Origin of the sequence: Erythrobacter sp. A6_0 (genome assembly GCF_017744235.1) — a bacterium.
GTDB lineage: Bacteria > Pseudomonadota > Alphaproteobacteria > Sphingomonadales > Sphingomonadaceae > Qipengyuania.
The window spans coordinates 680,837-702,798 of sequence record NZ_JAGHQR010000001.1 but is presented as its reverse complement, the minus strand read 5'-3'; the positions used below and the strand labels follow the sequence as shown (position 1 = coordinate 702,798).

General features: G+C 63.1%; 20 protein-coding genes. 9 read left to right on the top strand and 11 right to left on the bottom strand.

The annotated features are described in order from the left end of the window. The first annotated feature begins 27 nt into the window (after positions 1-27). On the top strand, positions 28-789 hold the full coding sequence (gene mazG / locus J7347_RS03525) for a nucleoside triphosphate pyrophosphohydrolase (protein ID WP_209160840.1): 762 nt from the start codon (positions 28-30) through the stop codon (positions 787-789). On the opposite strand, the gene hflX is transcribed toward mazG, so the two are convergent. The 7 genes from hflX to dusB form a co-directional block, all read right to left on the bottom strand. Continuing rightward, the gene (gene hflX / locus J7347_RS03520; protein ID WP_209160839.1) at positions 773-2,122 is read right to left on the bottom strand and encodes a GTPase HflX; all 1,350 of its coding nucleotides are present in this window, start codon (positions 2,120-2,122) and stop codon (positions 773-775) included. The two genes, mazG and hflX, sit on opposite strands and share 17 nt — an antisense overlap. Positions 2,123-2,139: 17 nt before the next feature. Continuing rightward, positions 2,140-2,715, bottom strand: coding sequence for an RNA chaperone Hfq (gene hfq / locus J7347_RS03515; protein WP_067679639.1), 576 nt, complete (start codon positions 2,713-2,715; stop codon positions 2,140-2,142). Between the two features lie 154 nt (positions 2,716-2,869). Then, entirely contained in the window at positions 2,870-4,240 is a 1,371-nt protein-coding gene (locus J7347_RS03510; protein ID WP_209160838.1) for a sigma-54 dependent transcriptional regulator, read from the bottom strand. A gap of 8 nt (positions 4,241-4,248) precedes the next feature. Further along, on the bottom strand, positions 4,249-6,519 hold the full coding sequence (locus J7347_RS03505) for an ATP-binding protein (protein ID WP_209160837.1): 2,271 nt from the start codon (positions 6,517-6,519) through the stop codon (positions 4,249-4,251). Positions 6,520-6,580: 61 nt separating this feature from the next. After that, a complete protein-coding gene (locus J7347_RS03500; protein WP_209160836.1) occupies positions 6,581-7,993 on the bottom strand; it encodes a sigma-54 dependent transcriptional regulator in 1,413 nt (470 codons plus the stop codon). Next, positions 7,990-9,066 carry an ATP-binding protein gene (locus J7347_RS03495; protein ID WP_209160835.1) on the bottom strand — a complete coding sequence of 359 codons (1,077 nt, stop codon included), beginning with the start codon at positions 9,064-9,066 and terminating at the stop codon, positions 7,990-7,992. Before J7347_RS03495 ends, J7347_RS03500 begins: the two co-directional genes overlap by 4 nt. Continuing rightward, positions 9,063-10,082: a tRNA dihydrouridine synthase DusB gene (dusB, locus tag J7347_RS03490; RefSeq protein WP_209160834.1), complete on the bottom strand. Its 1,020-nt coding sequence runs from the start codon at positions 10,080-10,082 to the stop codon at positions 9,063-9,065. The genes J7347_RS03495 and dusB overlap by 4 nt, the downstream gene beginning before the upstream one ends. A gap of 78 nt (positions 10,083-10,160) precedes the next feature. On the opposite strand from dusB, the gene J7347_RS03485 reads away from it, so the two are divergent. The 3 genes from J7347_RS03485 to J7347_RS03475 are packed head-to-tail and all read left to right on the top strand — an operon-like array spanning position 10,161 to position 12,410. Then, positions 10,161-11,324: a bifunctional 2-C-methyl-D-erythritol 4-phosphate cytidylyltransferase/2-C-methyl-D-erythritol 2,4-cyclodiphosphate synthase gene (locus J7347_RS03485; protein ID WP_209160833.1), complete on the top strand. Its 1,164-nt coding sequence runs from the start codon at positions 10,161-10,163 to the stop codon at positions 11,322-11,324. A 16-nt stretch (positions 11,325-11,340) separates the two neighbouring features. Continuing rightward, positions 11,341-11,877, top strand: coding sequence for a hypothetical protein (locus J7347_RS03480; RefSeq protein WP_209160832.1), 537 nt, complete (start codon positions 11,341-11,343; stop codon positions 11,875-11,877). Next, positions 11,877-12,410 carry a CinA family protein gene (locus J7347_RS03475; RefSeq protein ID WP_209160831.1) on the top strand — a complete coding sequence of 178 codons (534 nt, stop codon included), beginning with the start codon at positions 11,877-11,879 and terminating at the stop codon, positions 12,408-12,410. Before J7347_RS03480 ends, J7347_RS03475 begins: the two co-directional genes overlap by 1 nt. Here the strand turns inward: J7347_RS03475 and J7347_RS03470 are convergent. Continuing rightward, positions 12,407-12,862 (bottom strand): type II toxin-antitoxin system RatA family toxin, encoded by a 456-nt coding sequence (locus tag J7347_RS03470; RefSeq protein WP_067684519.1) that lies wholly within the window; start codon positions 12,860-12,862, stop codon positions 12,407-12,409. The genes J7347_RS03475 and J7347_RS03470 overlap by 4 nt on opposite strands. Continuing rightward, positions 12,862-13,818: a lipoyl synthase gene (gene lipA, locus J7347_RS03465; RefSeq protein ID WP_209160830.1), complete on the bottom strand. Its 957-nt coding sequence runs from the start codon at positions 13,816-13,818 to the stop codon at positions 12,862-12,864. The genes J7347_RS03470 and lipA overlap by 1 nt, the downstream gene beginning before the upstream one ends. Before the next feature lie 81 nt (positions 13,819-13,899). Here lipA and J7347_RS03460 point away from each other — a divergent pair, with 81 nt between their 5' ends. From J7347_RS03460 to J7347_RS03445, 4 genes are all read left to right on the top strand, one after another. Further along, entirely contained in the window at positions 13,900-14,892 is a 993-nt protein-coding gene (locus J7347_RS03460; RefSeq protein ID WP_209160829.1) for a sodium-dependent bicarbonate transport family permease, read from the top strand. Continuing rightward, complete coding sequence (locus J7347_RS03455; protein WP_209160828.1) at positions 14,889-15,197, top strand: transcriptional regulator; 309 nt, start codon at positions 14,889-14,891, stop codon at positions 15,195-15,197. Before J7347_RS03460 ends, J7347_RS03455 begins: the two co-directional genes overlap by 4 nt. 34 nt (positions 15,198-15,231) lie before the next feature. After that, the gene (locus J7347_RS03450) at positions 15,232-15,873 is read left to right on the top strand and encodes a carbonic anhydrase (protein ID WP_067684511.1); all 642 of its coding nucleotides are present in this window, start codon (positions 15,232-15,234) and stop codon (positions 15,871-15,873) included. Between the two features lie 82 nt (positions 15,874-15,955). Continuing rightward, the gene (locus J7347_RS03445) at positions 15,956-16,684 is read left to right on the top strand and encodes an NYN domain-containing protein (protein ID WP_067684509.1); all 729 of its coding nucleotides are present in this window, start codon (positions 15,956-15,958) and stop codon (positions 16,682-16,684) included. 93 nt (positions 16,685-16,777) lie between these two features. Here the strand turns inward: J7347_RS03445 and J7347_RS03440 are convergent, their stop codons facing one another. Further along, entirely contained in the window at positions 16,778-18,058 is a 1,281-nt protein-coding gene (locus J7347_RS03440) for a hypothetical protein (RefSeq protein ID WP_209160827.1), read from the bottom strand. Between the two features lie 300 nt (positions 18,059-18,358). On the opposite strand from J7347_RS03440, the gene gyrA reads away from it, so the two are divergent. After that, a complete protein-coding gene (gyrA, locus tag J7347_RS03435; protein WP_209160826.1) occupies positions 18,359-21,205 on the top strand; it encodes a DNA gyrase subunit A in 2,847 nt (948 codons plus the stop codon). A gap of 3 nt (positions 21,206-21,208) precedes the next feature. On the opposite strand, the gene J7347_RS03430 is transcribed toward gyrA, so the two are convergent. Beyond that, entirely contained in the window at positions 21,209-21,919 is a 711-nt protein-coding gene (locus tag J7347_RS03430) for a lysoplasmalogenase (protein WP_233999408.1), read from the bottom strand. Between the last annotated feature and the right edge of the window lie 43 nt (positions 21,920-21,962).

The following is a 21,962-nucleotide window of genomic DNA, read 5'->3' as shown; positions in this document are numbered from 1 at the left end:
TAACATAATATATATTATCATCCTGCTATGAGCGCCACCGAGAACCCTCAACTGAACCGCCTGCTGGCGATCATGGCGCGGCTGCGCGATCCGGAGCGCGGTTGCGAATGGGATCTGGCGCAGGATTTCGCGTCGATCGCGCCGTATACGCTCGAAGAAGCTTACGAAGTCGCCGACGCGATCGCGCGCGAGGATATGGCCGATCTGCGCGACGAGCTTGGCGATCTGCTGCTCCAGGTCGTTTTTCATGCGCGCATGGCGCAGGAAGCCGGCCTGTTCGCTTTCGAAGACGTGGCGCGGTCGATTGCCGACAAGATGGAAGCGCGCCATCCGCATATCTTCGGTGACGAGGATGGCACGATGGGCGAAACGCGTTGGGAAACGCTCAAGGCGGCCGAAAGGGAATCCAAGGGAAGCACAAGTTCGATGGACGGTATCGCCCTGGCGCTTCCGGCCTTGTTGCGGGCGCAGAAATTGCAGAAGCGCGCCGCGCGTGACGGGTTCGATTGGCCCGACACCGAAGGGCCCGAGGCCAAGATTATCGAGGAAATTGAGGAGCTTAAATCGGCTCCTGCAGAAATGATGGAGGAAGAGGCCGGGGATCTTCTTTTCGCCGCCGTCAACTTCGTCCGCGCCCACGGGATCGATGCCGAAAGCGCCCTACGCGCGGCCAACGCCAAATTCGAACGCCGCTATCGTGCGATGGAAGGCAAGGCGGCGGGCGGGTTTGCCGAGCTCTCGCTCGATCAGCAGGAAGCACTCTGGCAGGCGGTCAAGCGCGACGAATAAGCGGCTCGGCGGTCGCGCCGTCTCCCAGCGTTTCGAACCGGCCCAACTCCTTATCGGTCAGGCGCACATCCAGCGTGCGAAACGGCCCTTCCCCATCCTGAACACCGTCGGCATCGGCAGGAATATCGTCGAAAACCTGACCGTGCGCGTGCAGCCACGCAATCCGCGAACCGTCAGCAGCCGATAGAGTGATGGCGTAACGGCGCGCTCCACTGGTCAGCAATCGTCCCAACCGGTCCGTCAGAATATCGACGCCCATGCCGGTAACAGCAGAGATAGCGATCACATCCTCGTCTTCGGTCGCAAGCGGTTCGATTTCCGCGCGCCGCTCGTCCGAAAGCGCATCCCACTTGTTCCACGCCTCGATGATCGGGATCGAACTGATCCCATCTTCGTCCATCACGCCCAGATCCGACAGGATGTCGAGGACTTCGCGCTTTTGCGCCGCAGCGTCCGGGTTCGCCATGTCGCGGACATGGACGATGACATCGGCTGCCGTGACTTCTTCCAGAGTTGCGCGAAAGGCCGCGACGAGTTGCGTCGGCAGATCGGAAATGAAGCCCACCGTGTCGGACAGAATGGCTTTCTCGATCCCCGGCAGCGCGACGGCGCGCATGGTCGGGTCGAGCGTCGCGAACAGCAGATCTTCCGCCATCACCTGCGCGCCCGTCATCCGATTGAAAAGCGTGGATTTGCCGGCATTGGTATAGCCTACCAGCGCCACGATCGGCCAAGGCGCCCTTCCCCGCCGTTCCCGGTGCAGGGCGCGGGTCTTGCGGACCTGTTCCAGTTCCTTGCGAAGACGCGCCATGCGCGTGCGGATCATGCGCCGGTCCGCCTCGATCTGCGTCTCGCCCGGCCCGCCGAGGAAGCCAAAGCCGCCGCGCTGGCGTTCGAGGTGAGTCCAGCTGCGCACCAGGCGGCTCTGCTGGTAGTCGAGATGCGCGAGTTCGACCTGCAAGCGACCTTCAGCCGTGGCTGCTCGCTCGCCGAAGATTTCGAGGATCAACCCGGTGCGGTCGATCACCTTGCGCTTGAGCGTTTCTTCGAGATTGCGCTGCTGGATCGGGCTCAAGGCCCCATCCACCACCAGCAATTCAATCTCGTCCTGCTCGCATTTGGTGGCGATATTCTCGACCTGACCGGATCCGAACAGCGTGTTCGGCTTCACGTCGCGCACTGGCAGGACGATGCCTTCCGCAACCACGATACCGATCGCCAACGCCAGGCCCTTCGCTTCTTCGAGGCGCGCTTCCGCGTCGAGATCGCGGGACTGGTTGCGAATGTCAGGCACCACGACGAGCGCGCGGGCTCCGCGCGACACTTCGCCCATCAGGTCATCATCGAAGCTCAGAGCGCATCGTCCTCATCGTCCTCGGTCAGGTCGACCGAGGTGGCTGGCTGGATCGTGGAAACGGCGTGTTTGTAGGCCAGCTGCACGTAGCCTTCGCGTTCGAGCAGCATGCAAAACAGATCGTAGGCGGCAATCGCTCCTTGAAGCATAACCCCGTTGACGAGGAACATGGTCACTTGAGTTTCCGCCTCGCTCACCCTGCTCAGGAACACGTCCTGTAACAGCCGCTGCTTCGCACCCGATCCCTGGCTGGCGAATTGGCTCGCATCGACGGGCGAGCCGGGCATGATCGTGGAGATTGCGTGCTTGTAGACCAGCTGGGACTGGCCGTCGCGCCGCAGCAGGATGGAGAAATTGTCGAACCAGGTGATGATGCCTTGCAGCTTCACGCCCTTGACGAGGAACATCGTGACCGGCGTCTTGTCGCGGCGGAGCAGGTTCAGGAACGCGTCCTGCAGATTCTGCGGCTTCCCGCCCTTTTTGGCAGACTTGGCTTTCGCGGCCGGCCGATCCTCCGCTTCGGATTCCGGTTTGGGAGGGCGCGGGCGGGCGCTGAGAGTGCGTTCGGACATTTATCTGCCTCCTGTTCTCTTTGGCGGTTCTCCATCGTCGAACCGCAATCGGGACCTTTTCCCACCCATTGGCGAGAAAGGTTCGGTGTTTCTGCAAGCTTATGTGGGAATGCCACGCTCTATTGGCAAATAGTCTTGAGGGCGGCGGGTTCCCCTAATCGCGTCGGTCGGTCATGCCCAGAAGCTTCAATTTGCGATGCAGGGCCGAACGTTCCATGCCGATGAAGGTCGCCGTCTTCGAAATATTGCCGGAAAACCGCCGGATCTGGACCGAAAGATATTCGCGCTCGAAATTTTCACGCGCTTCCCTGAGCGGCGCCCCCATCATCGCAGTGAGCGCCTGCCCGCCGCCGAGCCTGCCGCCGGTGACTTCGCCTGCCAGCATGTCGGGCTCGACAGTATCGAACTCCTCGCGCGGAGTGAGGATCACCGTGCGCTCGACCACATTGCGTAGCTGGCGCACGTTTCCGGGCCAATCATACGCCTGAAGCGCCGCCATCGCCTCCTCCCCGATCGTGGGCGGGGGCAAGCCCTGTTCGGCAGCGTAGCGAGCGAAGAAATGCTCGGCGAGCGCAGGAATGTCGTCGCGCCGCTCCGCGAGCGAGGGAACGGTGACGGGGACCACGTTGAGGCGATAGAACAGATCCTCTCGAAAACGCTTTTCTTCCATCTCCCTTTGCAGATCGCGCGCAGTCGATGACACCACGCGAACGTCGACGCCGATCTGGCGCGATCCGCCGACCCGCACGAAGCTTTGTTCGGTCAGGACCCGCAGGATGCGCGCCTGAGTCGAAAGCGGCATGTCCGCGACCTCATCGAGATACAGCGTGCCGCCATCCGCCAGTTCGAGCAGGCCCGGACGCACCAGCTTGCCGTCCTGTTCCTCACCGAACAATTCATGCTCGAAGCGTTCCGGCGTGATCCGGGCGGAATTGACGATCACGAAAGCGTGGTTCTCGCGCGGGCTCCAGGAATGCAGCAATCGCGCGGCGACTTCCTTGCCCGCCCCAGCCGGGCCGTAGATCAGGACGCGGCTGCCGGTATTGGCGACACGCTTGAGCGTGGCGCGTACCTGCGTGATTGCATTGCTGTTGCCGTTGAACTCCTCGCCGCCGACTAGCGTGCTCTTCAGCCGCGTGTTCTCGCGCCGCAGCCGCTCGGTTTCGGTCGCCCGTTCGACAAGATGGAGCAGGCGCTCGGCCTCGAACGGCTTCTCGATGAAATCCATCGCTCCGCGGCTGACGGCGGAGACGGCGGTGTCGATATTCCCGTGGCCGGAGAAAATGATCACCGGCAGATCGGGCTCGCGCACCTTGATCGCGTCGAGCACTTCCAGCCCGTCCATCGGACTGCCGTGTAGCCAGACGTCCAGCAGCACCAGGCTGGGCCGCTTGCCGTCGATCGCTTCGAGCGCGGAGGTGCTGTCGCCCGCAGTGCGGCAGTCGTAGCCTTCGTCGCTCAAAACGCCCGAAACCAACTCGCGGATGTCGCGCTCATCGTCGACGATCAGGATGTCGAGTGCCATGGAGTATCTTACCTTTTATCCGAATTCTGTTCGTCGCCGTCCTGCGGCGCGTCATGCGCCCGGTCGGGGTCGCGCGCGAACCGCAGGGTCACGCGCGTGCCGCCTTCGGGGCGCACCGAAAATTGCATGTCGCCGCCATGTTCCTCGACGATCTTGTTGACGATCGCGAGGCCGAGGCCCGTGCCGCGCTCCCGCGTCGTCACATAGGGTTCGACGATCCGCTCGCGATCCTTGGGAAGGCCGACCCCGTTGTCCTCGATCGCGACAGAGATGCTGTCCGGCCCGGCCTCGATGGCGATATCGATACGACCGCGATAATCGGGCGCAGTGCTCCGCGCGGCTTCGGCCTCGACCGCTTCGGCGGCGTTCTTGAGAACGTTGGTGAGCGCCTGGCCGAACTGGTGCCGGTCGCAATGGATGCGGATCGGGCCGTCGACATCGCCGCTGAGGCGGTAGTCGATATCCGAATGGCCGACTTCCTGCAGGAACAGCGATTGCCTCGTCAGGTCGAGCGCGTCTTCGGGCCGGAAGACAGGCTTCGGCAGGCGCGCGAAGCTGGAAAACTCGTCCACCATCGTGCGCAGATCGCCGACCTGGCGCTTGATCGTATCGGTTAGCTCGTCGAACAGCTCCCCATCTTCGAGGATCTGCCGGCGATAGCGACGCTTCAACCGTTCGGTGGCCAATTGGATCGGAGTGAGCGGGTTCTTGATTTCATGCGCGATGCGCCGCGCCACGTCGGACCAGGCGGCCTGCCGCTGGTCGAGCAGCTGGCGCGTGATGTCTTCGAAAGTGATGACGTGCCCGTCCCGCTCGGGCGCGATCTTGACCGCCAGCGTCAGCAGCTCGCTTCCCTTGGAATAGCCGACGATGCCCTGCTCCAATCCACCCGCGACCATGGCCGCGATCTGGGGAACGAGGCTGTGAATGGTGCGGTCGCGCTCCCCCTCCCCTTCGCCTCCCCCTTCGCCTTGGCCGCCTTCGTTTGCGAGCAGCAGCCGTTTGGCCGGGCCGTTCATCAGCAGAATGCCCCCGCGCGCATCGATGGACATAACCCCGGCGCTGACCGATTCGATCACCGCCTCGATGAAGTCGCGCCGTTCGTCGAGCTGGCGGTTGGCGGATACGAGCGCGTCGGTCTGCTTTTCGAGCTGCGCGGTCATGCGGTTGAAGGCGCGGTTGAGCAGGCCGATCTCGTCTGCCCCGGTCCGCCCGTCGACGCGCATGGCAAAATTGCCCCCACCCACTTCGCGCGCGGCGGCGACGAGGCTGGTGAGCGGTTCGACCTGCCGATCCGCAAATCGCAGCGCAAACCATACTGCGAGCCCCACCAGGCCCAGGCTGACGAAAAACAGCGCCAGATTGAAGCGCAACTGGAGCGCACGCGCACGCAGCGTCAGCGCTTCGTAGGCGGTCGAGATATTGGTCGCGGCCTGCCAGCTGCGGAAGGAATCCGCCTGCGCCGTGCGCGAATTGTAGAGATAGATCCCGCTGTCCCGATCGATCGGCGCCAGCGCTTCGATGCGGCCTTCGCTGCCCTCGATCGCGACGGGTTCCCCGCGCCGCACACGATCGAGAAACCGTTCCGCGAAGGCTGCCGGTTCGGTGCCTTCGTTCACGCCGTACAGGAAGGCGGTGCGCACCGTACCATCCGGCATGGCCTGCAGAATCGCGCTTTCGCTGACATCGCGCGGTTCGGCCTGGTAGCGGTAATAGTTCGGAAAAGCCTCGTTCACCAGCGATCCGCGTTCGAGATAGAACCGCATATCGCCCGCCATCGCCACGGTCTCGTTGCCGACATCGACCTGATTTTCTTCGTAGAAACTTTCGGCAAGCTGCCGCGTGTTTTCCATCAGCCCGCGCGAATTGTCGGAGAACCAGAAATCGACGCCGGACTGGAACAGGAATGCCGCGAATCCGGCCACCAGCAGCGTCGGCACGGCAGCGATCAGGGAGAAGAGAAAGACCAGGCGGACATGCAGGCGCGCCGTGCTGCCTGCCGCGCGCCGGATCGCCATCCTCCGTCCAAGCAGGACGAGCAGCGCCATCGCCGGAACCAGCGTCCCGACCAGAAGGCCTGCCACCTGACGCGAGGGCAGCGACTGGCCGCCCGGCGGCGCTTCGGAAAAGGTCAGCCAGGTGCTTGCCACCATGGCCAGAAAGGCGGCAGCGAAAAAGATTTCGAGCAGGAAGAAGACGTTCGAACGCCGCGCCGCGACCACGAACCGGCGCAGCCACCGGGGTGTGGGTCGCGAAGAGGAAAAGGCCTGGCTTGCCATCGTTGCTCAGTTACCACGATGGTGTGGCCTATATGCAAGCCCAAATTCGCCGAAACGCCCGCTACCGTCGCCGGGCGAAGCGCTCGGGCTCGATTTCCAGCTCGTCGAGCTTCTTGCGCAGCGTATTGCGGTTGATGCCGAGCAATTCGGCCGCGCGCAATTGATTTCCGTCCATCGCGCGCAGGGCATGTTCGACAAGAGGTTTCTCGAACCGCGCCAGTGCTGCGTGATAAAGCGTTCCGGGCCGAGGGGCGGTATCCGCCAGAAACGCATCGAGCGCGGCGGCAAATCCGTCCACCGCCTGGGTTCCGGGCGCGCGAGTCTCGCTCGCCGTGACCTCTTCGACGAGCGCCCGGTCGATCGCTTCCTGCCGCGCATTGAGCGCCAGGCGAAAGACTACGTTGCGCAATTCACGGACATTGCCGCGCCAGGGCATGGCCGCGAGTTCTTCCACCGCCTCGTCCGTAATCGTGTGGCGCGACAGGCCTTCGTTCTCGGCCAGCCCGAGGAAATGGCGGGCAAGCGCGGCGATATCTTCGCGCCGCTCGCGCAGAGGCGGCAATTCGATAGGCACCACGTTGAGGCGATAGAACAGATCCTCGCGGAACGTCCCCGCCGCGATCATCGGGCCGAGCGCGCGATTGGTGGCGGCGACGATGCGCACATTCACCGCGATTTCGCTGCGCCCGCCGACCCGGCGAATGCTGCCCGATTGCAGTGCGCGCAGCAAACGGGTCTGCGCTTCGGCGGGCATGTCGCCGATTTCGTCTAGAAACAGCGTGCCGCCATTGGCCTGTTCGAACTTGCCGATCGTCTGCGCCACCGCACCGGTAAAAGCGCCGCGTTCGTGCCCGAACAATTCGCTCTCGATCAGATCGTGCGGGATTGCCGCCATGTTGATCGCCACGAAAGGCCCCGTGCGGCGCGATCCCAATTGATGGATCGCCTCTGCGACCAATTCCTTGCCCGTGCCCGATTCGCCGGTAACCAGCACGGTCAGATCGTTGCGCAGGACCTTGGTGATCATGCGATAGACGCCCTGCATCGCCTGACTGCGGCCGATGAAGGGTAGGCCTTGCTCACTCGGCCCGCTGTCACCGCCCTGCCCGACATTTCGCTGGACTGCCTGCGCCACCGCTCTCAGCAGCGCATCGAGATCGAAGGGCTTGGGAAAATATTCGAACGCCTCGCTGTCGCTGGCGCGCACGGCGGTGTCGAGCGTGTTCTGAGCGCTCAGAACGATCACCGGCATATCGGGCGCGCGTTTGCGCAGCGCCGCGATATCGTCGAGCCCGTCGCCATCCTCGAGCACGATGTCGGTCAGCATCACGTCGAACCGGGTTTCGGCCAGCAATTCGTCGCGCCTGGCGATCGACGTGCAAGCCGCCACGCGATAGCCTTCGTCACCCAAGGCTTCCGAAACGACCGTGGCGATGGCGCGATCGTCCTCGACTAGCAGGACCGAAAAGCTCATGCGCCTGCTCCTTCGGCGACCGGCAGGTTGATGCGGAAATGCGTAAGCCCCGCGCGCTCGTCACGCTCGTGACTCACGCGGCCGCCCAGATCGCGGACCAGCTTGCGCACAAGCGCTAGGCCGAGACCCTGCCCGCCAGTCTTTCCCGTCACAAAGGGTTCGAAGATATGATCGCGCAGCGCAGGATCGACGCCCGGGCCGGTATCGCTGACGATGATTTCGATCGGAAGACGCGTGCTCTTGCCGAAGCGGATCGCATTGAAGACCAACCCGCTGGCAAAGCGCGTGCGCACTGTGACCGTTGAGTGTTCGGCATCGCCCGCCGCGTCGCAGGCATTCGCCACCAGATTGATAAGGACTTGCTCCAGCGTCGCCGCGTCCGCTGCGACAGGCGGCAACGACGGATCGAACGCCTCGTCGATCGAAACGCTGCCGTCGCGCCCTGTCGAAACCGTGGCGATCGCATTCCGGATCGCCTGATGGAGATTGCAGGGCTCTTTCGATGGTGTTGCAGGCCGACTGCCGAGCTGCTGCATCCGATCGACAAGCTGCGCGATGCGGTCCACCTCTCCCGCGATCAGGCGTGCAAGCGGACGGTCACGGTCGCTCGCGCGGCGTTCGAGCAACTGGCTTGCCCCGCGGATCGCGGAAAGGGGATTCTTGATTTCGTGCGCCAATACGGCTGGTGCGCGCAGTTCGACGCGCTCATCGCCATCCTCGTCACGCTCTCCCTGCCCGATTTCCGAGAAGGTCAGCACACGCCACCCCGGATGGGCGGGCACGGGCGAACAGGTCAGATTGACGCGCCGCTGCCGATCATCGACCGTCAGCGTCAGATCCCGCGCCACGAATTGCGCTTCGGGATCGACGAGAAGCGCGGAAATGCGCGGCTCCTCGAATCGCGCGAATGCGGCGACGGGCCTGCCGCGCAGCCGCGCTTCGCTGCGTCCGAACAGTTCTTCGGCCACCGGATTGACCTGGGCGATCCCATGGTCGGGATCGATGACCAGTACCGCGAAGACCATGCCGGCGATCATCACCGCCGGATCGGGCATCGCCAGCGCGGCCGTCATGCAGCGCGCCGATGCAGGAACGGTTCGTAGAATTTCTCGATTTCAGCAAGCACGAGAGTGGGATCGTCGATGAAGTTCGCACGGTGCCTGAACTCGGCAGAGCCGTGCATTCCCTTGGTATACCATCCCAGATGCTTGCGCGCGATCTTGACGCCGACATCCTCTCCGTAATGCTCGAGCATTTCGCGGTAATGGCCGACAAGCACTTCATATTGCTCATCGAAGCTCGGGCTCGCAATCGTCTCGCCCGTCCGCCACCAGTGCATGATCTGCGCCAGAAGCCACGGTTTCCCGTAAGCGCCGCGCCCGATCATCACGCCATCGGCGCCCGATTGCTCCAGCGCGGCTGCGGTATCTTCGACAGTGCAGATATCGCCATTCACGATGACGGGGATGGAGACCGCCTCCTTGACCTTGCGGACGAAAGCCCAGTCCGCACTGCCCTTATACATCTGGTTGCGAGTGCGTCCATGGACGGTAATCATGCGAACGCCCAGATCCTCGGCGATCTTGGCGAGATCGGGCGCGTTGAGGCTGCCGTGATCCCAACCCATGCGCATCTTGACCGTCACCGGCACGTCCACTGCCTTGACCGTCGCTTCCATCAGCTTCGTCGCCAGCGGCACTTCGCGCATCAGCGCCGATCCGGCGAGACCGTTGACCACTTTCTTGACCGGACAGCCGAAATTGATGTCGATGATGTCGGCACCGCGATCCGCGTTGAGCTTGGCGGCTTCGCCCATGGACACGGGATCGCAGCCGACCAGCTGCATCGACACCGGCTCTTCGATCGGATCCCAGGCGGCCTTCTGAACGCTCTGGCGCGTCTCTCGGATCGCGGCTTGGCTGGCGATCATCTCGGTCACGTTGAGGCCCGAGCCATAGCGGCGCACGAGCTTGCGGAACGGTAGATCGGTGACGCCGGTCATCGGCGCCAGGATCACCGGCGTGTCGATCGTGACATTGCCGATGGCGATGGGCCGGGGCGGGACCGGAGGGAGGGGGAGTTGGGTCATATCGATTGCATGCCTAAATATTGGGCAGGCGCATAGTGCATTGCAGCGAAATCGGCAAGGCGCTAGCCCGCCCCTCGTATGGTCGAACGCGCCCCCACCCCTCCCTCGCCCGCCCGGGCGTTTGCCGCTGTGATCGTCGCGGCGGGGCAAGGCCTGCGAGCAGGGCAGCAGGTGCCGAAGCAGTTCGCCATTTGGCGCGGTAAGCCGGTTTCGCGCCATTCGGTCGAGGCCCTGCTTAACCAAGGAGCCGAGCGCATCGTCGTCGCGATTCCGCAGGGCGCGGACGATTTAGCTGCGGCAGCGCTTTCCGGGCTCGACCGGGTCGAGACGGTCATCGGCGGCGCTACGCGTCAGGCTTCGGTCCGGCGTGCTCTCGATCGACTAGCCGACCGACCGCCGGAGAATGTCCTGATCCATGACGCGGCGCGCCCGTATCTTCCGCAAGAGGTAACCGACCGCTTGATAGCGGCGCTCGAAGAACACTCCGGCGCCATCCCCGTGCTGCCGGTGGTCGACAGTCTCGCGGTGGACCGCGACGGGATCATGGACGGCACCGCCGATCGCGAGACGCTGCGACGCGTGCAGACACCGCAGGCGTTTCGCTTCGACGCGATCCTCGCCGCCCATCACGGCTGGGAAGGCAAACCCCTGGCCGGTGACGATGCGCAGGTGCTGCGCGCAGCCGGGCAGGACGTCGCGCTTGTTCGCGGGCATGAGCGGCTCGCCAAACTCACTTTCGCGGAGGATTTCATGACGGGATTGCCGCCGGTCCGCACCGGCCTGGGATACGATGTCCATCGCCTGGTCGCGGGCGAGGAGCTTTGGCTGGGCGGGATCGAGATCGCCCACGACAAGGGCCTGTCGGGCCATAGCGATGCCGACGTGGCGCTCCATGCGCTGACCGACGCTTTGCTGGGCGCGATCTGCGACGGCGATATCGGCAGCCACTTCCCGCCCAGCGATCCGCAATGGAAGGGCGCGCGATCGAGCCAGTTCCTCGAACATGCAGTCAAGTTGGTCCGCGCGAAGGGCTACACGGTCGGCAATATCGACCTGACCATCATCTGCGAGGAGCCCAAGATCGGCCCGCACCGTGCCGCCATGCGGGCGCGGATCGCAGATCTGCTCGGCGTTGACATCGATCGCGTATCGGTGAAGGCCACCACCACGGAACGGCTTGGTTTTACCGGGCGTGGCGAAGGGATTGCCGCGCAGGCGGTCGCCACGCTGGTTCTCGACTGACGGGGGAAATGCGCAGATGACCAAACTCATATTCTGTCTCGCGCCTCTGGCCGCCATGGCCGCCGCGCCGCTCTCGGCCCAGGCCGATCCGACGCCGGAGCAGGTCGAGGCGGCGACGCGCTACGCCCTGCCCCACCTTTTCGAAGGGTTCCGCGCCACCTGCGGCGATACGCTGTCCGCCGACGGCTATCTGGCGACCGAGGGCGATCGTCTCCAGACCAAATTATCCGATGGCGCCGACGCCTATTGGCCCCAGGCGAAGACTGCGATGATCAATCTCGCCTCGCAGAGAGGCGGCGAAGCATCGAGCGAACTCGATATGTTCGCGTCCCTGCCCGATGAAAGCCTGCAGCCCTTAGTCGACGGGCTGGTCTTCGCCCTAGTCGCGACCGAGCTCAAGACGGAACAGTGCGGGAGTGTCGAACGCGCACTGGCCCTGCTCGACCCGATGCCGGTCGAAAACATCGCCGGATTGATCGGCTTTATGTTCGAAATGGTCCAGAACGATAAAGACGCGTCCGCCGAGGACTCAAAGGCGATGGAAGAGCGCTGATGACGAACGGGCTGCTTCCCAGCGATATCGAGGCTCTGGCGCGCAAGGTCGTCGAAGCCAATGCGCAGGCCGGGCGCACAGTAGCGCTGGCGGAAAGCTGCACCGGCGGCCTCGTCGCTGCTGCGCTGACCGAAGTACCCGGTTCTTCTGCCGTCTTCGATCGCAGCTACGTGACCTATTCGAATGCCGCCAAGCGAGAGATGCTCGGCGTTTCGAGCGAGATCATCGAGACGTTCGGCGCGGTTTCGATCGCATGCGTCTGGGCGATGGCGAAGGGCGCGCTGGAGCGTAGCGGCGCCGATGTGGCGGTTGCGATCAGCGGCGTCGCAGGGCCCGGCGGCGGGACCAAGCTGAAGCCGGTCGGCACGGTCGTTTTCGCGCGCGTGACGCGCCACTCGGAAAGCGAGCCCGAAGGCGAACTCAAATTGTTCGATGGACCTGATCGCGCCACGATCCGGCGCGAAGCTGCGCTGTGGGCGCTCGAACTGCTCATGCCGCACGGCAAAGAGCAGGCCGAACAGAGCGAAATCTAGGTCGTTCCGGGGGCCTGTTCGCGCCCGTAGAGATCGTCGGCGCGCTTTTCGAACGCTTCCACCATCTTGCGGAAAGCGCGGTCGAAATATTGGCCGGCCAGCGCTTCGAACACGGCGTTGCGGAAGGTGAACTGGACGCAGAAATCGATCTCGCACCCGCCATCCTCGGTCGGGCGGAAGACCCAGCTATTGTCGAGATCGCGCAAGGGCCCGTCGAGATAATGGACGTCGATCCGGTTGGGCCGATCCTTGGTGACGCGCGAGGTAAATTTCTCGCGGATCGCCTTGAACCCCACCAGCATGTCCGCCGTCATCTCCTGCTCGGTGTCGGATCGTACGCGCGTGGCGACCACCCACGGCAGGAATTCGCCATAGCGACCGACATCGGCCACCAGGTCGAACATCTGCTCGCAGCTATAGGGGAGCCTGCGCGTCTCGCGGCTGCCCGGCATCAGCGCGCGGCTTTCTTCGCCAGCTTCGCCTCCCGCGCGGCGCGCATCTGGGCGAAATCGTCGCCCGCGTGATAGCTCGAGCGAGTCAGCGGGCTCGCCGCGACCTGCAGGAAGCCCTTGGCGCGCGCGATCGAACCGTAAGCGGCGAAAGCCTTGGGCGTCACGAAATCCTCGACCTTGGCGTGTTTCGGGGTCGGCTGCAGATACTGGCCCATGGTGATGAAATCGACATCCGCACTGCGCATGTCGTCCATGACCTGGTGAACTTCCAGCCGCTGTTCGCCCAGCCCCAGCATGATGCCGGATTTGGTGAAGATCATCGGATCGTGGGCCTTCACTTCTTCGAGCAGGCGTAGCGAAGCGTAATAGCGCGCGCCGGGGCGGATGGTGGGATAGAGCCGGGGCACGGTTTCGAGATTGTGATTGTAGACGTCCGGCCCCGCTTCGCAGATCGCCTCGACCGCAGGGCGCATCTTGTTGCGGAAATCGGGTGTCAGGATTTCGATCGTGGTTTCAGGCGTCTCGCGCCGCAGGGCCTGAATCACCTTCACGAACTGTCCCGCACCGCCATCGGGCAGATCGTCGCGATCTACGCTGGTGATGACGATATGGTTGAGGCCCATCTGCCCCGCGGCGATGGCAACGTTTTCCGGCTCCATCGGATCGACGAGGCGCGGCATCCCGGTCTTCACATTGCAGAAGGCGCAGGCGCGCGTGCAGACATCGCCCAGGATCATGACGGTGGCGTGCTTCTTGTCCCAGCATTCGCCGATATTGGGACAGGCCGCTTCTTCGCAAACCGTGTTGAGCTTCAGATCGCGCATCAGCTTGCGCGTCTCGTGATAGCCCTTGCTGACCGGCGCCTTGACCCGGATCCAGTCCGGCTTGCGCTGGCGGGTCGGGCGACCCTCTTCTCTCGGTGTCTCGGGCTGCGGAGCGGAGGAAAGATCGTTCATGGCCGCTCACCTAGGCGTCCCACAACCGAGGTGCAATGGGGCCTATTGCCGTAGGGGGAACGCCTGGCTAAGCGACCGACCATGGACCCGACAGTCATCCAGACATTCACCTCTCCGGTGATCCTCTTTTTCCTGCTGGGCATCTTCGCGGCAGTCGTCCGGTCCGACCTCGCAATCCCGGAAGCCATCGCCAAGGGCTTGTCGCTCTATCTCATGGCGGCCATCGGACTGAAGGGCGGCCTCGCGGTATCGAAGTCCGGTATCGACGGAACCGTAATCGCCGCGCTGCTTGCGGGCACATTCGCGGGGTTCGTCATCCCTATCTTCGCCTATGCTCTGCTCAAAGGGTTCGGCAGGCTGGACCGCATCAATTCCGGCGCGGTCGCAGCGCATTACGGTTCGATCAGCGTGGTGACCTTCGTGACCGCCGTAGAGATTCTGGGTGCGCAGGCGCGCGAACCAGCGGGGTTCATGGTTGCCGTCATGGCGGCGATGGAAGCTCCGGCCATTCTGAGCGGACTGATGCTGGCGCGCGGTTTCGGCAAGAGCGGTGAGGCCGGTGACCAGAATACGGGTGAGATGCTGCGCGAGGTTCTCACCAATTCCTCGATCGTGCTCCTGCTGGGCGCCTTTGCCATCGGTCTTGCCGGAGGGGAGCGCGGCTTTGCCGAAGTCAGCCCGTTCTTCGAGGCCGGTTTCAAAGGCGTCCTGTGTTTCTTCCTCTTGGATATGGGCCTGATCGCCGCGCGTAGGATCATGGATTCGCGGGCCATTACGTGGAGGCTTGCGAGCATCGCGGTCGTCTTGCCGCTAATCAACGGCGCGGCCGGGACTGCGCTGGGCGTCGCCATCGGCCTCGATACGGGGTCCGCTGCCGCGCTCGGCGTATTGTGCGCCAGTGCCAGCTACATCGCCGTTCCCGCCGCCATGCGTCTTGCTCTGCCCGAAGCCGATCCGGGTATTTATCTGACCATGTCGCTCAGCATCACCTTTCCGTTCAACGTCCTGGTCAATATCGGGCTGATAAGCGCCTTCGCGGCCTATTTGACCGGTAGTGGAGTGGTCGCACCATGATCGAAACCGTTACGCGCAAGCGCATCGAAATCCTTTCGGACACCGCGCTGTTGAAGCGCGTGACCGATGCGATCGAACGGGCCGGGATCACGGGCTGGTCCGTCACCCCGGTGCTTTCCGGCAAAGGAAGCGAAGGTCGCTGGCGGGAAGAGCGGGTCACGGGAACGGACAAGGTCGTCGTGCTGACGATCGCCGCGCAGGACAAGGCGATGACACTCGCCGAAGACCTTGCTCCCGTCCTCACGAAATTCGGCTTCATCCTCAGCATGTGGGACGTTGAGGTGATACGCGGCGAACGGTTCTGATTGGTGCGTGCCGCGCGAGATTACGGAGATTTGCATGCCTGAATTCGTCGACCTTTTGGAAGGATACCGCCGCTTTCGCGAAGGAACCTATCCTCGCCAACGTGACCGTTTCGAAGAAACCGCGATGGAAGGCCAGTCGCCGAAGACTCTGATCATCGGCTGCAGCGACAGCCGGGTCGATCCGGCCCAGATCTTCGATGTCGATCCCGGTGAGATTTTCGTGGTCCGCAATGTCGCTGCGCTTGTGCCACCCTTCGAAACGACACCCGGCCTGCATGGTGTTTCGGCTGCAGTGGAATTCGCCGTGCAGATGCTGAAGGTGAGCCAGATCATGGTCATGGGCCATGGGCGATGCGGCGGGTGCCAAGCTGCACTCTCACGGGACTTCCTCGATTCCGAACCGGGCCAGGGCGGTTTCGTGGCCAACTGGATCAAGCTCCTCGACGAGGCGCGCGAGCCCGTGGCCTCCAAGCATGGTACCACGGGCCGAAAGGCGGAGCTGGCGATGGAATTCGCGGCAATCCGGCAGAGCCTCGCCAATCTGCGCACCTTCTCGTGGATCAAGGAGAAGGAAGACGCCGGAGAGCTCACGCTGCGCGGTACGCATTTCTCGATCATGGAATGCGTGCTCTATACGCTCGACGAGGACACCGGCGAATTTCTGCCCGAAGATTGAACCACTCCCTTCCGGCCTTGCGCGCTCCATCCTTGTGCGCTCCAACCTTGCGCACTGGGGCCTAGCGCGTCATGGGCGGGGCATGACCGACGCAATCCTCAAGAACATCGCCCTGCTGATCGACGCGGACAACACCACGCCCAAGGGCATCGATCCGGTGCTGACCGTCATGGCCGAATTGGGCCAGGTCAATATCAAGCGGGCCTATGGCAATTTCGCCAAGAACAATCTCGCCAATTGGGACAAGATCACCCACAAATACGGCATCCGTCCCCAGCAGCAATTCGATCTGACGGCGGGCAAGAACGCCACCGACATGGCGATGACGATCGATGCGATCGACCTGCTTTACCAAGGCAAGGTCGACGGGTTCGGGATCATGAGTTCCGACAGCGATTTCACCCCGCTCGTCACCCGGCTGAGGCAGGACGGGCTGGTCGTCTACGGCTTCGGCAGCACCAGCAAGACGCCGGCCGCCTTCAAAAGCGCCTGCACCCGCTTCATCGACATCGATGCCTTGATAAAAGGCGCATCCGACGAACCGGAAACTCCGAAGGCGCGGGCCGCCACCGGTAAGGGACAGATCGACGACGAGCTGGTCGAATTGCTCGGCAATGCCTGGAAGGCCGCCAAGCGCGACGACAAGGGCTTCGCGCCAATGGGCGAGGTCGGCAAAATCGCCGGCAACCGCTCCAGCTTCGATGTGCGCAATTACGGATACAAGCGCCTCTCCGACCTTTTCGAAGCCATCGATCAGTTCCAGGTCGACCGGCGCGACAATAACGGCATGTACGTCAAACGTCTGCGCTGAGCCGACTCCATAAATTCGCAGCGCAAAGAAAAAGGCGCGGCAGGCCGAAGCCGCCGCGCCTTTTCTCTAGTCAGGGCTAATTCTTTATGAGGATCAGGAGCCCGCCTGCTGCGTGGTGTAGATCGCCCACAGATTGGCGATCGCCTGCCGCGCGCCTTCGACTCGATTGAAAGTCGCTTCGGCTTCGGCATACTTGCCCTGATCGAGCTGCGCGATGCCCATCCGCGTCAGAACCAGCGGCGTGTTGGCTCCCGGCATGGTCGCGGCCTTGGCGAAGAACTCCTCGGCATCGGCGGCGCGGCCATAGCTGAGGAACGCGTTACCCGCAGCCATCACGGTGACGAGATTGGCGTTCGCAGCGCGAGCATCCTTGGCAAGCTCAGGTAGCTCCGTCTCGTCGGTCTTCACGCGCTTGGCGGCTTCGGCCCGCGCCTCGCTAACGAACGTGTTGCTACGGTCCAGATTGCCGCTGGCATAACCTTCATCGATCACGGCCACGACTTCGCCGGGCAGTTTGCGCGGATCGGCCTGGTCGATATATTCCAGATACTGATTGCTCTGCCGCAGACCATCGACGCGACGGGCCAGTCGCAGAAGATCGAGCGAATCCTCGCCGCCGATTTCCGACGTGTTGTAGAGAATGCCGATCGCATCGCCCCAGCTGGTGGCGCTGGGATAATCGCGGACATACATGCTCGAATATTCGCGCGCCTGCGCATCGAGCTGATTGTTGTAAGCCATCGCCAAACCGCGCCTGATCCACGCTTCGTCGACCGGTTGACCCGCCTGCCGCTTCGCTTCGATAGCTTGGCTCAGATAGGTCACACCATCGGCGAACCGTTCTTCCTGAAAATAGGTCTCGGCGATCGACGGAGTCAGATCGTTCTCGGTATATCCGAGTTCCATCGCCCGCTCGAAATAGGTGCGCGCCGCAGACCAATCTTCGTCCTGGTAGGCGAGCTGTCCGGCTTGAAGGTAGTATCCCGGCTGACTTTCTGCCGGAACCTTGCCGCTCTGGAGCATCATGTCGAGACCCTGGCGCCGCAGAGCCGTATCACTCAACTTGCTACCGGTGGCGTAAACGAGACTGCCAGCCACATTTCGGTCGTCGTCGTTTTCGACGGCTGCAATTACTCCGGGAAGCGCGGCCTTTACCGCCTCGACATCTCCATCCTTGTCGAGCTGCTGCACCGGATTATAGGCCGCCACGAAGCCCTTCGAATATTGCGGCTTGGCGGCCTTATCGTCGTCCTTCTTTTTCTTCTGCGCGGCGGCGGGTGCTTCCAGCGCGGTCACGGACAGCACGCCGCCCATGCCCAGCGCGAGCGCCAGAGCGAGAGTGGACGAACGCTTGGAAAAAACGGAAAATCGCATAAATTTGCTCCCAAGAGTGGTAGATGAGGGCTTCCCATTAAAGCCCCGCCCGATGGTCGGGCGGTCGTTTGCCTGCAAGGCCCCTCGATTGCAAATAGGTCTAGGCGAAATCGTCTGAATAGCGTTTGAATGCCGCACGATGCGGCGGTTCATTTGCCTTGCCGTGCCGCCAGAGCCCGGATGTGTGGATAAAGCGCATCATGGGCCCGCCCGGTTCCCCGGTTCAGGTGGCGCAAGGGCGCTTTTTGCCCTAACCTCTCCCCATTCCACTATCCTTTTGATTATCGAGAAGACGCAGTCTTGAGCGACGATACCGATTTGATCGAACCTGCCCCCTATGGCGGCGACGAATACGCCCGCATCGACATCGTCGATGAAATGAAAACGAGCTATCTCGATTACGCGATGAGCGTGATCGTCAGCCGCGCGCTCCCGGATGTGCGCGACGGCTTGAAGCCGGTTCATCGCCGCATCCTCTTCGCCAGCCAGGAAGGCGGCTTTGTCGCCGGGCGCCCCTATCGCAAGAGCGCCAAGATCGTCGGCGACGTGATGGGCAATTACCACCCGCATGGCGACAGCGCGATCTACGATGCGCTGGCCCGCATGACGCAGGATTGGTCGATGCGCGTGCCGCTGATCGACGGTCAGGGCAATTTCGGATCGATGGACCCCGATCCGCCCGCCTCCATGCGCTATACCGAAGCGCGTCTGGCGCGTGTCGCCAATGCCCTGCTCGACGATCTCGACAAGGACACGGTCGATTTCACCGACAATTACGACCAGTCGCGTCAGGAGCCGACGGTCCTGCCCGCGCGCTTCCCGAACCTGTTGGTCAACGGTGCGGGCGGCATCGCGGTCGGCATGGCGACCAATGTCCCGCCGCACAATCTGGGCGAGGTGATCGACGGCTGCTTCGCTTATATGGACAATCCCGCGATCACGTCGGAAGAACTGTTCGAGATCATCCCCGGTCCCGATTTCCCCACCGCGCCGCTGATCCTCGGCAAATCGGGTGCCCGCTCGGCCTACACCACCGGCCGCGGATCGATCCTGATGCGCGCCCGGCACGAGATCGAGGAAAAGCGTGGGGAGCGCCGCTCGATCGTCCTGACCTCCATCCCCTATCAGGTCGGCAAGAACGGCCTGGTCGAAAAGATCGCCGAAGCCGCGAAGGAAAAGCGGATCGAGGGGATTTCGGACATCCGCGACGAAAGCTCGCGCGAAGGCGTGCGCGTCGTCGTGGACTTGAAACGCGACGCTTCGCCCGAAGTCGTGCTCAACCAGATCTGGCGCTATTCACCCGCGCAGGCGAGCTTCCCGGCCAATATGCTCGCGATCCGCGGCGGTCGGCCCGAAACGCTGACGCTGCGCGATTTCATCCAGGCCTTTATCAGTTTCCGCGAACAGGTCATCACGCGGCGCACCAAGTTCGAACTGAACAAGGCGCGCGAGCGGGCGCATATCCTGCTCGGCCTCGTGGTCGCGGTTTCGAACATGGACGAGGTCGTGGCGATGATCCGAGGCTCCTCCAATCCGTCCGAAGCGCGCGGTAAACTGCTCGCCAAGGAATGGCCGATCGGCGACATCGCGCAATATATCGCGCTGGTCGAAGCGATCGAGCCGGATGCCGAACAGGAAGGTGGCACCTATCGCCTGTCCGAACGGCAGGTGAAAGCCATCCTCGACCTGCGCCTCCACCGCCTGACCGCGCTGGGCCGCGACGAGATCGGGGACGAGCTCAAAGAGCTGGCGATCGCGATCGAGGAATATCTCGCGATCCTGGGCGACCGAGTGAAGCTCTACGCCGTGATGCGCGAGGAATTGCAGGAAATCCGCGACGCCTATGCCACTCCGCGCCTCAGCGAGATCGCACCGGCCTGGGACGGCCTCGAGGACGAGGATCTTATCGAGCGCGAGGAGATGGTCGTCACCGTGACGCACGGCGGCTACATCAAGCGTACCCCGCTCACGACCTTCCGCGCCCAGGCGCGTGGCGGCAAGGGCCGCAGCGGCATGGCGACCAAGGACGAGGATGCGGTGGTGGAATTGTTCGTCACCTCGACGCACAATCCGGTCCTGTTCTTCACCAATACCGGCCGGGTCTATCGCCTCAAGGTCTGGAAACTGCCCGAAGGCGGCCCGCAGACCAAGGGGCGCCCGATGGTCAACCTCTTGCCGCTGGGCGATGACGAGCGCGTCACCAACGTGCTCCCGTTGCCTGAGGACGAGGCGGAGTGGGACAAGCTCAACATTGTGTTCGCCACCGAGCAGGGCATGGTGCGCCGCAATTCGATGGACGCCTTCACCAACGTGCCCTCCAACGGCAAATACGCGATGGGCTTCGTGGAAGACAGCGGGGACCGGCTGGTGGGCGTGCGCCTGCTGAGCGAGGGCCAGGAGATCTTCCTCGCTTCCGATTCAGGCAAGGCGATCCGCTTCCAGGCCACCGATGCGCGCGAGACCAAGAGCCGTACGGGTATCGGTGTGCGCGGCATGATGTTGAAGGGCGGCGCGAAGGTCGTTTCCATGGCGGTGCTCGACGCGGGCGAGCCGGAGACCGAAATTCGCGAAGCCTATTTGCGCAGCGCGACCTGGAAGAATAACGACACCGAAGCGACTCTGCCGCAAGACAAGGCTGCCGAACTGGCCGACAGCGAGGAGTTTATCCTGACGCTGACCGCGAACGGATACGGCAAGATTTCGTCTAGCTACGAATACCGCACGATCGGGCGCGGTGGTCAGGGCCTTACCAATATCGGCGAACCGTCCTCCAACCCGGACCGCAACGGCCCGGTGGTCGCCAGCTTCCCGGTCAAGCACGGGTCGCAGCTCATGCTTGTGACCGATCAGGCCAAGCTGATCCGTCTGCCGATCCATTTCCGCCATCTGATCGAAAACGGCTTCGACACCCATGCGGGCTATTCGATCTCGGGTCGCGGATCTTCGGGCGTCCGCATCTTCAACGTGGCGAAGAACGAACAGATCGTCGGCGCCGCACCGATCGACGAGACCGAGGAGCCGGAGAACGAGGCGGAAGAAGCGGTCGCGGACGAGATCGCCAGCCATGGCGGATCGATCCATCCGACCAGTCCGCACACCACCGCCCATTCGGACGACAATATCGACGGCGAACCGGACAGCGATTGAGCGTTAGCGTTGCAGGCCTTTTGCAGCCTTGTTGCGAAGGGTCTGCACCACCCCGGTCGCGATCATCAACTGGCCCACATAATAGAGCGGCCAGACGATCCAGTCCGCCAGCGCCGGATCGATCCGGCCCGCCTCGCGCGCGAAAATCGCCAGGTCCGACGCGACGAACAGCAAAGTGCCCAATCCCACCCGGTAGCGCGGGAAACGGCTGACCCAGGCCGATGCGCTCATCGCGGCAAGCGTGCAGGCATACAACGTCGCGAGGTGCCAATTCGGCTGCGGCCAGGTCAGCAGAGCAGTGATCGCGGGAACCAGAATGGCGATCGCAAGCGCCGCGCCCATCTGGCTACCATGACGCTTCTGCCTCGGATTGCGCCAATACAGCGCAATGGCGACGAGATGCGCGAGAGCGAAAATCGCCGCGCCGAACAGGAAGGAAACTTCGAGCACCATGTCGGCAAGCGCCGACAAACCAAGCACGAGCGCGACCAGTACCCCATCGGTCCCGCTGCTTCGCCTCGCCGCATAGATCGCCAACAAGCCCACACCTAGGCCCTTGAGCGGAATAACGAAAAGGCCGGGCAAAGTGTCGCCCCAGACGAAGTAGCAGAGCGAGAAAATCAGGCTCGCCAGCAACCACGGCCGGTGATCGATGAGGGCTTTATGGGGGCGGTTCGGCATGATCGCCGCATGGCCCGCTTTGCTCACTACCACAAGGCGTCATCCCTGCGCGTTGAAAGCGCCGTATCTTTGCCCT

Excerpts from the sequence above, each read along its gene's own strand:
- dusB (WP_209160834.1), bottom strand. The coding sequence starts at position 10,082 with ATGACCCAACTCCCCCTCCCTCCGGTCCCGCCCCGGCCCATCGCCATC.
- hflX (WP_209160839.1), bottom strand. The coding sequence starts at position 2,122 with ATGGGCGAAGTGTCGCGCGGAGCCCGCGCGCTCGTCGTGGTGCCTGAC.
- J7347_RS03440 (WP_209160827.1), bottom strand. The coding sequence starts at position 18,058 with ATGCGATTTTCCGTTTTTTCCAAGCGTTCGTCCACTCTCGCTCTGGCG.
- J7347_RS03475 (WP_209160831.1), top strand. The coding sequence starts at position 11,877 with ATGACGAACGGGCTGCTTCCCAGCGATATCGAGGCTCTGGCGCGCAAG.
- hfq (WP_067679639.1), bottom strand. The coding sequence starts at position 2,715 with ATGTCCGAACGCACTCTCAGCGCCCGCCCGCGCCCTCCCAAACCGGAA.
- J7347_RS03455 (WP_209160828.1), top strand. The coding sequence starts at position 14,889 with ATGATCGAAACCGTTACGCGCAAGCGCATCGAAATCCTTTCGGACACC.
- J7347_RS03505 (WP_209160837.1), bottom strand. The coding sequence starts at position 6,519 with ATGGCAAGCCAGGCCTTTTCCTCTTCGCGACCCACACCCCGGTGGCTG.
- J7347_RS03460 (WP_209160829.1), top strand. The coding sequence starts at position 13,900 with ATGGACCCGACAGTCATCCAGACATTCACCTCTCCGGTGATCCTCTTT.
- J7347_RS03450 (WP_067684511.1), top strand. The coding sequence starts at position 15,232 with ATGCCTGAATTCGTCGACCTTTTGGAAGGATACCGCCGCTTTCGCGAA.
- mazG (WP_209160840.1), top strand. The coding sequence starts at position 28 with ATGAGCGCCACCGAGAACCCTCAACTGAACCGCCTGCTGGCGATCATG.
- J7347_RS03500 (WP_209160836.1), bottom strand. The coding sequence starts at position 7,993 with ATGAGCTTTTCGGTCCTGCTAGTCGAGGACGATCGCGCCATCGCCACG.
- J7347_RS03495 (WP_209160835.1), bottom strand. The coding sequence starts at position 9,066 with ATGACGGCCGCGCTGGCGATGCCCGATCCGGCGGTGATGATCGCCGGC.
- J7347_RS03470 (WP_067684519.1), bottom strand. The coding sequence starts at position 12,862 with ATGCCGGGCAGCCGCGAGACGCGCAGGCTCCCCTATAGCTGCGAGCAG.
- J7347_RS03480 (WP_209160832.1), top strand. The coding sequence starts at position 11,341 with ATGACCAAACTCATATTCTGTCTCGCGCCTCTGGCCGCCATGGCCGCC.
- J7347_RS03445 (WP_067684509.1), top strand. The coding sequence starts at position 15,956 with ATGACCGACGCAATCCTCAAGAACATCGCCCTGCTGATCGACGCGGAC.
- lipA (WP_209160830.1), bottom strand. The coding sequence starts at position 13,818 with ATGAACGATCTTTCCTCCGCTCCGCAGCCCGAGACACCGAGAGAAGAG.
- J7347_RS03510 (WP_209160838.1), bottom strand. The coding sequence starts at position 4,240 with ATGGCACTCGACATCCTGATCGTCGACGATGAGCGCGACATCCGCGAG.
- J7347_RS03485 (WP_209160833.1), top strand. The coding sequence starts at position 10,161 with ATGGTCGAACGCGCCCCCACCCCTCCCTCGCCCGCCCGGGCGTTTGCC.